This is a genomic window from Curtobacterium sp. VKM Ac-2887, assembly GCF_015350935.1.
In the GTDB taxonomy this organism is placed as follows: Bacteria; Actinomycetota; Actinomycetes; order Actinomycetales; family Microbacteriaceae; genus Curtobacterium.
The window spans coordinates 447,571-460,088 of the sequence record NZ_JADKSB010000001.1 but is presented as its reverse complement, the minus strand read 5'-3'; the positions used below and the strand labels follow the sequence as shown (position 1 = coordinate 460,088).

Genomic DNA, 12,518 nt, shown 5'->3' with positions numbered 1-12,518 from the left:
ACATGGCAGACTTGTTCGGTACCCCCCGATTCTACGGTCTGGAGCACACCCGCGAATGTGCGGCATCGTCGGCCTCGTTGCACAGGGCCCCGCCAACCAATCCATCTACGACGCACTGCTCCTCCTGCAGCACCGCGGGCAGGACTCGACGGGCATCGCCACGGTCGAGGGTCACGTGCACCACATGCACAAGACCCGCGGCCACGTGCGGGAGTCGTTCCGAACCCGTGACATGCGCGCCCTCCTCGGCACCATGGGCCTCGGCCACGTGCGCTACGCCACCAAGGGCGCGGCGAGCAACGAGGAAGAAGCGCAGCCGTTCTACGTGAACGCGCCGTACGGCATCGTCCTCGTCCACAACGGCAACCTCACCAACACGCGGGAACTGACGCGTGAACTGTTCGACATCGACCGTCGGCACCTCAACACCACGTCGGACACCGAGCTCCTGGTGAACGTGCTGGCGCACGAGCTGCAGGGACAGGTCCGCGGGACCGACCTCGACCCCGGGCAGGTCTTCGACGCCGTCGAGCGCGTGCACGAGCGGGTCGAGGGCTCCTACGCCACGATCGCCACGATCGCCGGCCACGGGCTCCTGGCCTTCCGCGACCCGTTCGGCATCCGGCCGCTCATCCTCGGCCACAAGTTCGACGAGGCCGGCCAGCCCGAGTGGGTCGTCGCGAGCGAGTCGCTGGTGCTCGAGTCGGGCGGCTACGAGATCGTGCGCGACGTCGCTCCGGGCGAGGCGATCTTCATCGAGATGAACGGGCAGATGCACGCCCGGCAGTGTGCGAAGAACCCGCGGCTCGTGCCGTGCTCGTTCGAGTACGTGTACCTGGCTCGTCCCGACTCGGTCATGAACGGCATCTCGGTCTACGACGCCCGCCTGCGCCTCGGCAACCGGCTGGCGGACACGATCGAGCAGTACGCGCCGACCGGTGACATCGACGTCGTGATGCCGATCCCGGACTCGTCCCGACCGGCTGCCATGCAGGTCGCGCGGAAGCTCGGCATCGAGTACCGCGAGGGCTTCTACAAGAACCGCTACGTCGGCCGGACCTTCATCATGCCGGGTCAGGCGGAGCGCAAGCGGTCCGTCCGGCAGAAGCTCAACGCGATGTCGTCGGAGTTCAAGGGCAAGAACATCCTGATCGTCGACGACTCGATCGTGCGCGGCACGACGAGCAAGGAGATCGTGGAGATGGCCCGCGCCGCCGGTGCGAACGAGGTCACCTTCACGAGCGCCGCTCCCCCGGTCCGGTTCCCGCACGTGTACGGCATCAACATGCCGACGCGCGACGAGCTCATCGCGCACGACCGGAAGATCCCGGAGATCAACCGCGTGCTCGGCAGCGATCACCTGATCTACCAGGAGATCGGCGACATGCGGGACGCCATCATCGAGGGCTCCGACGTGACCGACCTCGAGATGAGCTGCTTCACGGGCGAGTACGTCACGGGCACCGTGAGCCCGGAGTACCTGTCCTGGGTCGAGGCGAACCAGCTCAGCTAGGTCGCGTCCGAAACGCACCCACCTGACAGACGGGAGGCCCGTGGCGGTGTCGCCACGGGCCTCCCGTCTGGAAGCGGTTGCGGCTACGGCCGCTGGTCGCCGTGCTCGTCGATCTCGCCGTCGACCGTCTCGGGCGGCAGCTCGACCTCGACACGCTCCGCCGTCAGGCGGGCCGCGCGCCGGGCGAAGACCCGGTCGAACACGACGGCGACGACCGCGCCGACGAAGGCGCCGATCGTGACGCCCCACAGGCTGAAGTAGCCCACCAGGCTGCCGAAGCTGGACTCCTCCTGCTGGCCACCGAGGTTCATGGTGAGCGAGACGACGATCAGGGTCGCGATGAACCCGAGCACCGCACCGCCGACGATGAACACCCCGAACTTCGGGGCACGACGGATCGTGACCTCGTCAGAGGTGGAGACGGCGTTCGGCGCAGGGGCCGGGACCGGCTGGTCGTCGGGTCGATCGGTGTTGCTCACCCACCCATTGTCCCCCACTGTGGGACGTCTCCCGGCCTGTCCGCGCAGTCCGATCCAGGAGAGGATGATCCGTACGCGTTGGTATCCCAAGGGCTGGAGGTGACACGGATGCGAGAACGGACCGTACGGGGGCGAGGTCGCACCCCGAGCACCCCGGCGCGCGTGACCTGGCCCGTGATGCAACGCCACGAAGAGGACCGTGCCGTGTCCGTCGTCGCGGAGCACCAGTGGAGCGTCGCGCTCGTCGGCGCCCCGGGTCTCGGCAAGAGCACCGTCGCCGCCCGCGTCACCGATCGCGTCGCCGGACGGGACGCCACCGGGCGCACGATCGTGGTGCCCATCACCGCCGTCGCCTCCGGGCGGTCGATGCCCTTCGGCGCGATCTCGGACCGCTTCGGCGAGCTGCCGGCGACCCTGTCGGAACTGTCCGACGGCGCCGGGGCCGAGCAGCGCCTCCGAGCGATCGCCGACCTGGCGGACCGCGACGTCCTGCTGCGCGTCGACGACGCCGACCACCTCGACGCGATCTCCGCCCGGTACGTGGCGTGGCTCGTCCGGCACCAGGGTGCGCGGCTCGTCCTGACCTGCCGTGACTTCACCGCGCTGCCGGAACCGCTCCGCGCCCTGTGGCAGGACGACCTGCTCGAGCGCATCGACCTCGAGCCGCTCACCCTGCGCGAGACGTCGGCCCTGGTGGCCGAGGCGCTGGGCTCGCAGCTCGAGAACGCCTCGGCCGAACGGGTGCACCGCGCGACCGCCGGCAACCCGCTCTACCTGCGCGAGGTCGTCCGCGCCGCCCGCACCTCGGGTGCCCTCGAGCACACCGCGTCCGGGTGGTACTGGCGCGGCCGGGTGACGGCGTCGAACAGCCTCGCCGACATGTACCGGACGGAACTCGGCTCGTTGCCGGAGGACCTGCGCGACGTCGTCGACATCGTGGCGCTGGCCGACCCGATCCCGCTCGCGCGACTGCTCGGCCTGGTCAGCGGCGGCGACGTCGACCGCGTGGTCGCGCTCGGGCTGGTCCGGATCGACTCGCTCGACGACGGCGCCGCGGTGGCCCGTCCGCAGCACCCGCTCGTCGGCGACGTGATCCGCGGCCTGGTGCCGGTCGCCCGCCGCACGGCACTCTTCGCCCGCGCGAACGCCTTCCGCACCGACAGTCCCGAGGGCGCCCCGCCCGCCGCACGGTTGCGGTCAGCGCTCTGGGCGCTCGACTGCGGTGTCGTGCCCCCGGTCGAGCAGCTGCTCGACGCGGCGCAGGTCGCGGTGCGGCTGCAGGAGCACGAGAGCGCGATCGCCCTCGCCTCCGCAGCGCTCCGGCGGACGCTGCACCCGAACGAGCAGGTCGCCGCGCGCTGCCTGCGGTCGCTGGCGTACTCGTACACCGACGGGCGCGAGGCCGGTCGCGCCGACGCCGAGGCTGCCTGGGCCGTCGCCCGTGCAGACCCCGGCACGGTGGACGACGCCCTCGTGGTCGAGGCCTGCGAGATCCTCGCCAACATCCGGCAGTTCCACGACGACGACGTGCTGGCAGCGGTCGCGCTCACCGACGTCGCCAGCCGGCTGGTGTCCGGCGACGCGGTCGAACGGCTCCGCCTGCTGCGACTCGCACACCTCGGGTGGGGCGGACGGTTCGACGAGGTGCGGGCCGAACTCGAGCACAGCGGCATCGTGCACGCCCCGACCATCCCGTTCGCGTTCCTGTGCGTCGCCCCCTGCGCGATCATGGCGCTCGCCACGGCCGGCCGGCTCGACGACGCCTCGGCCCTCGGTCGCCGGGCACTGGCCACCGCGATCGAGCACCTCGAGGACGCACCGTGGAGCGTCGGCGAGATCTTTTCAGTGCTGCACCAGGTGCAGGTTTGGCGCGGCGACCTCGCCGACCTGCTCACCGAGGTGCCCGTCCGACGGTCCAACCCGTACCTGAAGTACGACTTCACCCTCGAGCTCATCGGCGACGGCAACCTCGCCATCGGCCAACGGCGCTGGGACGACGCGATCGCGGCGTTCTCGGCAGCCTGCGAACGGTACGACGTCGCGGACCACGGCGGCTTCGCTGCCTACCCGTGGGCACGGCTCGCGATGGCGTACGCCTACGCCGGTCGCACCGAGGACGCCACGCGTGCGCTCGACCGGGCGAGGGCCACCCCGCAGCGAGCGATGCGGATCACCGGGGAGCAGGTCGCGGTGACGATCGCCTGGACCGAGGCGGTGCTCGGCAACCCGGCCGGGCTCCGGCACGCCGACGACATCATCGACCGCGGGACGGCGAGCGGTGGGTGGACGCACGTCATGTACGCGCAGACGCTGCACTACGCGATGGACATGCTGAACGGACGCGAGACTGGTACCTCGCTCGGTCGCATGCGCGAGGCAGCGGCTCGGGTCGACGGTCCGCTCGCCGCGGCGATCGTCGAGTACGCCGACGCCCTGACCGCACGCGACCGGACGCGGGTGATCGCGGCGCAGGGGGCGCTCGCGTCGCACGGCATGGCGGTCACGGCCGGCCGGCCGAAACCACCGCTCACGAACCGCGAGTACCAGGTCGCCGAGCTCGCGGCGCAGGGGTTGAGCAACCGCCTGATCGGCGAGGAGCTCGGGCTCTCGACGCGGACCATCGACGCGCACCTGTCGCGGGTGTTCGGCAAGTGGGACCTGCATGCTCGTTCGGAGCTCGCCGGACTCTTCTGAGTCCTCTCGTGACGCAAGAACGTTGCGCATTGCAGCACGACGCGCCGCGGCGGTTGACACGTTGTGTGGAACATCGCGTACCTTGGTCCCTGTCGCCGGGTTCGGACCCGTTCGGGTCGGGTCCGAATCCCGGCGACTTCAAGCGTAGGTTCGCAGTGCATGCGCCCGCATCGGTAGGGACTACCTAATTCGGTTCGTCCGCCTAGGTAGTGCTGAACGCGACTAGAGCGCGACCCGCACCGGCAGGAACGCCGTCAGGTCCGCACGTGAGCCGGAAGCGCTGACGCGTGACTGCGCGACGGCTTCGTCCCAGGTCAGCTCAGCGGTCGCGAGCGCGAGCCAGGTCGTGGCGTCCGTCTCGACAACGTTCGGCGGCGTGCCACGGGTGTGGCGCGGGCCGGGGACGGCCTGGACCGCGGCGAACGGCGGCACCCGGACCTCGACGCTGTTGCCCGGCACGTCGTCAGCGAGGCGCTGCAGGGTCCACCGGACGGCCGTCGCGACGGTCGCCCGTGCCGTGTCGCCCTGCTGCACCGCGGTCAGTGCGGCACGGCCGGCGGCGTCCTCGATCCTCCTGGGTGGCATCTCCACAGGCTAGCCGTCGCCTCGCGGGGGGCGAGTCCTGATCGGTAGGGTGATCGGGTGCGAATCCTCGTCCTCGGTTCCGGTGCCCGCGAGCACGCGATCATCACGGCCCTCCTCGCTGAACAGGCGGGCCACGTCATCACGGCTGCTCCCGGCAACGCCGGCATCGCCGCCGATGTCGAGACCGTCTCCCTCGACCCCACCAACGGCGCGCTCGTCGCCGAGTACGCGATCGAGAACGACGTCGAACTGGTCGTCGTCGGGCCCGAGGCGCCGCTCATCGCCGGTGTGGCCGACCCCGTCCGCACCCGGGGCATCCCGGTCTTCGGGCCGGGCAAGGCCGCCGCGCAGCTCGAGGGCTCGAAGGCCTTCGCGAAGCGCATCATGTCCGAGGCGAACGTGCCCACCGGCCGCCCGGTGTACGCCGGCACGGCGGAAGAGGCCGTCGCCGCGATCGACGAGCTCGGCGCACCGTACGTCGTGAAGGCCGACGGGCTGGCCGCGGGCAAGGGCGTCCTCGTGACCGAGGACCGTCAGGCCGCGATCGACCACGCCACCTACTGGCTGCAGCACGGGCACGTCGTGGTCGAGGAGTTCCTCGACGGCGAAGAGGTCTCGTTGTTCTTCCTGAGCGACGGCCACGACGTCCGCCCGCTCAGCCCCGCGCAGGACTACAAGCGCCTGGCCGACGGCGATCTCGGGCCGAACACCGGCGGCATGGGCGCCTACTCGCCGCTGCCGTGGCTGGCCGATCGGTGGGCGTCCGAGCAGGCCTTCGTCGACGAGGTCACCGAGCTGGTCGCGCTGCCCACCGTCCGTCGTCTCGAGCACGAGGGCACCCCGTTCGTCGGGCTCCTCTACTGCGGGCTCATCGTCACCGAGCAGGGCGTCCGGGTCATCGAGTTCAACGCCCGCTTCGGCGACCCGGAGACCCAGGTCGTCCTCCCCCGCCTGGCGACGCCGCTGAGCGGACTGCTGCTCGCCGCCGCAACGGGCCAGCTCGGGGGCACCCCGGCACCCTCGTTCCGTCCGGACGCGGCGGTCACGGTCGTGCTCGCGAGCGAGGGCTACCCGGAGAACCCGCAGACCGGCCGTCCGATCACCGGCATCGACGCCGCGAACGCGCGCGACGGCGTCTCCGTCGCACACGCCGCCACCGGGGTGCTCGACGACAGCCTCGTCGCCACCGGCGGTCGCGTGCTCAGCGTCGTCGCGACCGGGGCCGACTTCGCCCAGGCACGGGAGCGCGCCTACGCGGGCCTCGGTGACATCACCCTGGAGGGCGCGCAGTACCGCACCGACATCGCCGCGAAGGTCACCCGATGAGCGCCGCGCCCGTGATCGCCGGCTGGGACCACGTCTCGTCGGGCAAGGTCCGCGAGCTCTACGTGCCGACCGGCACCGCCGACCTCCAGAGCGCGTCCGAGCTGCTGCTCGTGGCGTCCGACCGGGTCAGCGCCTATGACTTCGCACTCGAGCCACCGATCCCGGGCAAGGGCGAGCTGCTCACCCGCCTGTCGCGCTTCTGGTTCACGCAGCTGAGCGACGTGCCGAACCACATCATCGGCCCGTCGTCCGGTGGCACCCCCGTACCGGCCGAGGTCGAGTCGCGGTCGATGCACGTCATGCCGCTCGAGATGTTCCCCGTCGAGTGCGTCGTGCGCGGGTACCTGGTCGGCAGCGGCTGGGCCGAGTACCAGCAGACCGGCAGCGTCTGCGGCGTCGCCCTGCCCCAGGGGCTGTCGAACGGCGACCGCTTGCCCGAGCCGATCTACACCCCCGCCTACAAGGCACCGCAGGGCGAGCACGACGAGAACATCTCGTACGAGCAGACCGTCGACCTGGTCGGCGCCGAGGTCGCGGCGACCCTGCGCGACCTGTCGCTGCACGTGTACACCGAGGCAGCGGCGATCGCCCTGGAGCGCGACGTCGTGATCGCGGACACCAAGTTCGAGTTCGGGCAGGACGCCGACGGCCGGATCCGGATCGCGGACGAGGTCCTGACCAGCGACTCGAGCCGGTACTGGGACGCCCGGGCCGACGGTCGGACGGACTCGTTCGACAAGCAGATCGTGCGCGACTGGCTGAGCGCCAACTGGGACCGCCAGGGCACGCCCCCGGTGCTGCCCGAGGCGATCGTGTCCCGCACCGCCGCGCGCTACGCCGAGCTCATCGAGCGCCTCGGCGCCTAACTGATTCCTGCTGCAGGCCTGCTGCGCGGACCCCGAGCGTGCCCCGAGCGGGCCGCGACCGGTCACGACACCCCGCTCACATCCGGCGACCGGTCACGAGCCGTCGTTCAGACCCCCGGTACCCGACCGCTCGTGACCGCCCGGCGGCGCGCCGACGGCACGTCGTGACCAGTCGACGAGCGACCAGTCCTGACCTGCCGACGACCGACGCACGGCCTGCCGACGATCTGCCGACGGCTCGTCGTCAGAGGTCGCGCGCGACCACGACGACGGTCAGGTCGTCGCCCGGGTCGTGGTCGACCGCACGTGAGCGCACCCGCTGCAGGAACGTCGCGATGTCCGGCGAGCCGCGGTAGAGCTCCCCGAGCTGCGACAGCGACGCGAGCGTGGAGTCCCACAGCTCGAGCGCGCCGTCGCTGACCACGATGACCACGTCACCCGGACGCATGACGAGCGACCCGGAGGCACGTTCGATGCCCGCGGGGTGCAGCCCGATCGGCAGGTCCGACGACCGCAGGATGCGCTCGGCGCCGTCGTCGCGGAGCTGCAGGACGAGCCCGTGTCCGGCGTCGGTGAAGTCGATCCGGCCGGTCGAGGGTGTGAGTCGGCCGTGGAACATCGTCGCGAACGACTCGGCGCGGCTGAGGTCTGGTGCGACCTGCGCCTCGAGCTCGGCGACGGCGACGTCGGGTGCCAGGTCGCCGCGGGCGAGCAGTGCGCCGCGGATGTTCGCGGCGAGCAGCCCAGCCGACATGCCCTTGCCCATGACGTCCGCCACTGTGAGGTGCACGGCATCGTCGCCGGAACGGTGCCAGTCGTGGAAGTCGCCGGAGACGACGCCGTGCGGCACCGACAGCCCCGCGATCCGGTAGCCGGGCACGTCGACCGTGCCGGGTTCGAGCCCCGCGAGCACGGACCGCAGGCGGTCCTCGTCGGCGCCGGCTGCAAGTTCCCGCTCGGCCCAGACACCGAGCTCCTGGAGCAGGGCGACCTCGTCGGCGTCGAGGGTCCGTGGTTCCGGGTCGATGAGGCAGAGCGTGCCGACCTTGACGTCGTCGTCGCCGAGCCGCAGCGGGACCCCGGCGTAGAAGCGGACGTTCGGGTCACCGACGACCATCGGCATGTCGGAGTAGCGGGCGTCGATGCGCGCATCCGGCACGAGCACGGGGCCGCGCTCCCCCAGCGTCCGCCCGCAGAAGGTGTCCTGCAGCGGGATGACCGGTCCGAAGTGGCTGTCGCTCTGCTGGGACTTGATGGTCAGCGAGGTCTCGCCCGCCAGGTTCAGGAAGGAGCCGGAGACACCGAGGGCTTCACGCGCGATGCGGGTGATCCGGTCGAAGCGCTCTTCGGCGCCACCCTCGACCACGTCGAGTGCGGCGAGCAGCGCTGCTCGGCGCACGGCGTCGGGCGCGCCGGTGACTGGGACGGTCGTCGCTGTCTCCGAGTGCATGCACCCACGCTAACGCGCCAACCGGACAGGTCCTGTCCCCACTACGGAGGACGCACCACCCCAGTCCGCGGGGCAGGCGCGCCGAGTGTTCGGCGGCCGACCCTGGTCCGGCGCGGCCCGGCGCCGGACTACCCTGGACGCGTGTCCCGCCGTGTCCTGCCCGCCGTCGCCCTCGCCGCGGCGGCCCTGGTGACGCTCGCGGGGTGCGGTGCCCACGACTCGACCGGTCAGGTCTCGGTCACCGTGTCGGACAACGCCGCCGACCACCCGTACGAGGTCAAGGTCTTCGCGTCGACGGGCAAACTCTCCGAGCACCAGCGGGTGTTCCCCGGTGGCACCGCGGACTTCGCGGGCGTCCCGCTCGGCAAGGTGACGATCCGCGCGGGCTCGCTGTGCCCGCAGACGACGACGGTGACGAACGGCGCCGTCGCGACGGTCACCCTGACGACGACGGGCTGCTGAGCGCGGGTCGGTTCAGACCGCGCCGGGACCCCGTGCGATCGTCTCGTGCGGCTGCTCGCCGAAGCGTGCGCGGTAGTGGGCGGCGAAACGCCCGAGGTGCGAGAACTGCCAGCGCCGGGCGACGTCGCTCACCAGCAGCGCGCCCGAACGCGATCGGCCGAGTTCGAGGTGGACCCGGTCGAGCCGGACCTCGCGCAGGTACTGCATCGGTGTCACCGCGAGCCGCCGGCGGAAGAGGTCCTGCACACCGCGCTCGCTCAGGCCGCACGAGTCCGCGATGTCGCCCACCGAGAGCGGCCGGTCGGCCTGGTCGTGCACGAAGCGGATCGCACGACGCATCCGGTGCTCGACGTCGGACCGCGACGGTGAGAACGTCGACAGCACGACCGTCGCGATGCGTCGGTTCAGGGCGGCCCGCTCGTCGGCCGGCAGCGCGGGGTCGAGGACGCGACCGGTGACGTCGCGGAGCAGTGCTCGGAGGGGTTCGATCCGAGGGTCGGCGGCGTCCGGTTGCCGGAACTCGGCCGCTGGGCCGCCGCCGCGGTCGCCGCCGCGGTCGCCGCCGCCGCCGTCGCGGTCGCCGTCGCCGTCGCGTCCGCCGAGCAACGCCGGCGACAGGTGCAGCAGGGTCATCGCCGTGGCGTCGGTGTCGAAGCCGTACGCCACCGAGGCGGAGAGCATCATCGGGCGTTCGGCGCCGACGTCCCAGCTCGAGCCGTCGTCCGCGGTCAGGCGAGCACGGCCGTCGGCGAGCCAGAAGACCACGTGATCCGGTCGGGGGCCGATCGTGCCGGAGCGGTGTCCGTGCGTCCCGATGCGCCGGATCGACAGCTCTGCGTCACCCCCGGTCACGTAGTCCATGGGCACAGCGTCCATGGGCACAGCGTCCATCGGAACAGTGCCTCCGCTCACCCCGCTGCGGACGGTCCGACACGGGAATCGGAACGCTACCGCACCGGACGACCGGGGCGGGCAACGACCGCCCCGGACCGCTCAAGGCCGCTCAGGGCAGCTCAGGGCCGCTCAGGACGGGTCCGGCACCTGGTCCCACTCGTCGGCGTACCGCGAGAGCACCGTCCACCGTGACACCGGCCACGTGGTGATGAACGCACGACCGACCACGTCGTCGACCGGCACCGTGCCGTGCACGCGGGAGTCCGCCGAGTTGTACCGGTTGTCGCCCATCACCCAGATGCGCCCCTTCGGCACGGTGATGTCGAAGTCGGTGCCGGAGACCCGGTCCGACCCGATCTCGGGCACCACGTAGGGTTCGTCGACCGGGTGGCCGTTCACCGACAGCCGACCACCGGTGCCGCAGCACGAGACGGTGTCGCCGGGCAGGCCGATCACGCGCTTGATCAGGTCGTCGCCCTGCCCGGTGCCGAGCCAGCCGCCCGGGTCTTGGAACACGACGACGTCACCACGCTGCAGCGGCACGGCGCCGGGGACGAGTTCGTTGACGAGCACGCGGTCGCCGATGAGCAGCGTGTTCTCCATCGACGCGGACGGGATGTAGAAGGACCGGACCAGGTAGGTCTTCACCAGGAACGACGCCAGCAGCGCCACGACGACGATGACGACGAGGTCGCGGAGGAACTTCCATCCGGCCCGCTTCGGCTTCGGCTCGGACTCGGTGGCGCTCAATGCGTCAACACCACCTTCACGAGACCGATCACGAACGCCACGGCGGCCAGCACGATGCCACCCCAGAGCCCGAGGAACGTGGGCCGCTTGCCGCTGAACCGCTGCATGAAGACGCCGACCATGCCGATGCGCACGACCAGGATGACCAGGGCGGCCGTCTGCGCCCACCCCGTCGGGATCCACCCGATCCACGCCACCGCGTACAGCACCGCGGGGATGAGCCCGGACGTCGCGATCGGGTTCGCGTTCCGCATGATCGTCAGGACCGATTCGCGCCGGGCGTCGTCCGTCTGGGAGTCGTCGTCGCCGAGGCCGTGCGCCACCAGGTGCGCGAGCACGTGCGCCAGGTAGGTCAGGACCGCGGTCGCCAGGACGGCCCAGATCGCCGACCCGTGGTGGATGGCGGCCGGGTCGACGGCGATCGCGGCGGCGAGCACCGTGATGTTGCCGTAGATGTAGGACGACATCCGGTCGCGGACGTGCTCGATCGGCAGGTCGCGCGGGTCCGGACGACCGCCGCGGGGTCCGCGTCCGCGTCCGAGCGGTGGTCGTGTGCGTGGCATCCGTCCATCTTGGCCCTCGCGTGCCGGTCCTCGCCGACAGGACACCGAGTGCGATGGCCACGCGCGTGGCCGGTTCCGGCAGACTGGGTGGCGATCGGTGCGACGGCGCACCGGACAGGAGGCCCGCATGACGTCCGCACGACCACTCGCCCTGGTGACCGGCGTGGGCCGCAGAGCCGGCATCGGCGCGGCGCTCGCCACCCGTCTGGCGACCGACGGCTGGGACCTGGCCATCTCGTGGTGGGGCCCGTACGACGACCGCGTGAGCGGTGGGGCGGATCCCGACGGGGTCGAATCCGTCGTGCAGGAGTGCGAGTCGGTGGGTGCACGCGTGACGCGCCTCCCGGTCGACCTGGAGGACCCGGACCAGGCGGCCGCCCTGGTCGGCCGCGCCGAGACCGAGGCGGGCGCCCCCGTCACCGCGCTGGTGATGTCGCACTGCGAATCGGTCGACTCGGACGTCCGCACCACGACGGTCGAGTCGTGGGACCGGCACTTCGCGGTCAACGCCCGCGCGCCGTTCCTGCTCGTGCAGGCGTACGCGGCCGCACTCGAACGCGCTGGCGACGCCGCACCGCGGGACCGCCGGCGGATCGTCGCGCTGACGAGCGACCACATCGCGTACAACCTGCCGTACGGGGCGTCGAAGGGGGCGCTCGACCGCCTTGTGTTCGGTGCCGCGAAGGAGCTCGGCAGCCTCGGCGTCAGCGCGAACGTCGTGAACCCCGGCCCGAACGACACCGGGTGGATGTCCGACGACGTCAAGCGCTGGGCGGTCGAGGGCACGCCGCTCGGCCGACTCGGACGACCGTCGGACACCGCTGCACTCGTCGGGTTCCTCTGCTCGGAGCAGGGGCGCTGGGTGAACGGGCAGCTGCTGACGTCGGACGGCGGGATCTCGAACCGCGCGTGACCCGCGCGGTCGGCAGCCGGCGC

Annotated in this window: 12 protein-coding genes; 6 read left to right on the top strand and 6 right to left on the bottom strand. The window is 71.6% G+C overall.

Annotated features, from left to right (window positions below):
- Window positions 1-55 precede the first annotated feature (55 nt).
- Window positions 56-1,513: an amidophosphoribosyltransferase gene (gene purF, locus ITJ69_RS02280; RefSeq protein WP_111085568.1), complete on the top strand. Its 1,458-nt coding sequence runs from the start codon at window positions 56-58 to the stop codon at window positions 1,511-1,513.
- An 83-nt stretch (window positions 1,514-1,596) separates the two neighbouring features.
- Here purF and ITJ69_RS02275 read toward each other — a convergent pair whose 3' ends face one another.
- The gene (locus ITJ69_RS02275; protein WP_111085569.1) at window positions 1,597-1,992 is read right to left on the bottom strand and encodes a hypothetical protein; all 396 of its coding nucleotides are present in this window, start codon (window positions 1,990-1,992) and stop codon (window positions 1,597-1,599) included.
- A gap of 162 nt (window positions 1,993-2,154) precedes the next feature.
- Between ITJ69_RS02275 and ITJ69_RS20835 the strand changes: the two genes are divergently transcribed.
- Window positions 2,155-4,686: a helix-turn-helix transcriptional regulator gene (locus ITJ69_RS20835; protein WP_194671858.1), complete on the top strand. Its 2,532-nt coding sequence runs from the start codon at window positions 2,155-2,157 to the stop codon at window positions 4,684-4,686.
- A 222-nt stretch (window positions 4,687-4,908) separates the two neighbouring features.
- Here ITJ69_RS20835 and ITJ69_RS02265 read toward each other — a convergent pair whose 3' ends face one another.
- On the bottom strand, window positions 4,909-5,271 hold the full coding sequence (locus ITJ69_RS02265; protein ID WP_131846930.1) for a sterol carrier family protein: 363 nt from the start codon (window positions 5,269-5,271) through the stop codon (window positions 4,909-4,911).
- A gap of 57 nt (window positions 5,272-5,328) precedes the next feature.
- Here ITJ69_RS02265 and purD point away from each other — a divergent pair, with 57 nt between their 5' ends.
- Together purD and ITJ69_RS02255 are read left to right on the top strand one after the other, a co-directional pair.
- On the top strand, window positions 5,329-6,597 hold the full coding sequence (purD, locus tag ITJ69_RS02260; protein ID WP_159573604.1) for a phosphoribosylamine--glycine ligase: 1,269 nt from the start codon (window positions 5,329-5,331) through the stop codon (window positions 6,595-6,597).
- Complete coding sequence (locus tag ITJ69_RS02255; RefSeq protein WP_123293653.1) at window positions 6,594-7,463, top strand: phosphoribosylaminoimidazolesuccinocarboxamide synthase; 870 nt, start codon at window positions 6,594-6,596, stop codon at window positions 7,461-7,463. The genes purD and ITJ69_RS02255 overlap by 4 nt, the downstream gene beginning before the upstream one ends.
- A 244-nt stretch (window positions 7,464-7,707) precedes the next feature.
- On the opposite strand, the gene ITJ69_RS02250 is transcribed toward ITJ69_RS02255, so the two are convergent.
- The gene (locus ITJ69_RS02250; RefSeq protein WP_131921262.1) at window positions 7,708-8,913 is read right to left on the bottom strand and encodes a PP2C family protein-serine/threonine phosphatase; all 1,206 of its coding nucleotides are present in this window, start codon (window positions 8,911-8,913) and stop codon (window positions 7,708-7,710) included.
- Between the two features lie 141 nt (window positions 8,914-9,054).
- Between ITJ69_RS02250 and ITJ69_RS02245 the strand changes: the two genes are divergently transcribed.
- Window positions 9,055-9,375 (top strand): hypothetical protein, encoded by a 321-nt coding sequence (locus tag ITJ69_RS02245; RefSeq protein ID WP_194671857.1) that lies wholly within the window; start codon window positions 9,055-9,057, stop codon window positions 9,373-9,375.
- 12 nt (window positions 9,376-9,387) lie between these two features.
- Here the strand turns inward: ITJ69_RS02245 and ITJ69_RS02240 are convergent, their stop codons facing one another.
- The 3 genes from ITJ69_RS02240 to ITJ69_RS02230 all read right to left on the bottom strand — a co-directional run bounded on the left by ITJ69_RS02240 (window position 9,388) and on the right by ITJ69_RS02230 (window position 11,582).
- On the bottom strand, window positions 9,388-10,251 hold the full coding sequence (locus ITJ69_RS02240) for a helix-turn-helix transcriptional regulator (RefSeq protein ID WP_194671856.1): 864 nt from the start codon (window positions 10,249-10,251) through the stop codon (window positions 9,388-9,390).
- Window positions 10,252-10,398: 147 nt separating this feature from the next.
- Window positions 10,399-11,019, bottom strand: coding sequence for a signal peptidase I (gene lepB / locus ITJ69_RS02235; RefSeq protein ID WP_194671855.1), 621 nt, complete (start codon window positions 11,017-11,019; stop codon window positions 10,399-10,401).
- Window positions 11,016-11,582, bottom strand: coding sequence for a hypothetical protein (locus ITJ69_RS02230; protein WP_194671854.1), 567 nt, complete (start codon window positions 11,580-11,582; stop codon window positions 11,016-11,018). Before ITJ69_RS02230 ends, lepB begins: the two co-directional genes overlap by 4 nt.
- A 127-nt stretch (window positions 11,583-11,709) precedes the next feature.
- Between ITJ69_RS02230 and ITJ69_RS02225 the strand changes: the two genes are divergently transcribed.
- Window positions 11,710-12,495 carry an SDR family oxidoreductase gene (locus ITJ69_RS02225; protein ID WP_131921266.1) on the top strand — a complete coding sequence of 262 codons (786 nt, stop codon included), beginning with the start codon at window positions 11,710-11,712 and terminating at the stop codon, window positions 12,493-12,495.
- Window positions 12,496-12,518 lie beyond the last annotated feature (23 nt).

Excerpts from the sequence above, each read along its gene's own strand:
- purF (WP_111085568.1), top strand. The coding sequence starts at position 56 with ATGTGCGGCATCGTCGGCCTCGTTGCACAGGGCCCCGCCAACCAATCC.
- ITJ69_RS02265 (WP_131846930.1), bottom strand. The coding sequence starts at position 5,271 with ATGCCACCCAGGAGGATCGAGGACGCCGCCGGCCGTGCCGCACTGACC.
- ITJ69_RS02255 (WP_123293653.1), top strand. The coding sequence starts at position 6,594 with ATGAGCGCCGCGCCCGTGATCGCCGGCTGGGACCACGTCTCGTCGGGC.
- ITJ69_RS02250 (WP_131921262.1), bottom strand. The coding sequence starts at position 8,913 with ATGCACTCGGAGACAGCGACGACCGTCCCAGTCACCGGCGCGCCCGAC.
- ITJ69_RS02240 (WP_194671856.1), bottom strand. The coding sequence starts at position 10,251 with ATGGACGCTGTGCCCATGGACTACGTGACCGGGGGTGACGCAGAGCTG.
- ITJ69_RS02230 (WP_194671854.1), bottom strand. The coding sequence starts at position 11,582 with ATGCCACGCACACGACCACCGCTCGGACGCGGACGCGGACCCCGCGGC.
- ITJ69_RS02225 (WP_131921266.1), top strand. The coding sequence starts at position 11,710 with ATGACGTCCGCACGACCACTCGCCCTGGTGACCGGCGTGGGCCGCAGA.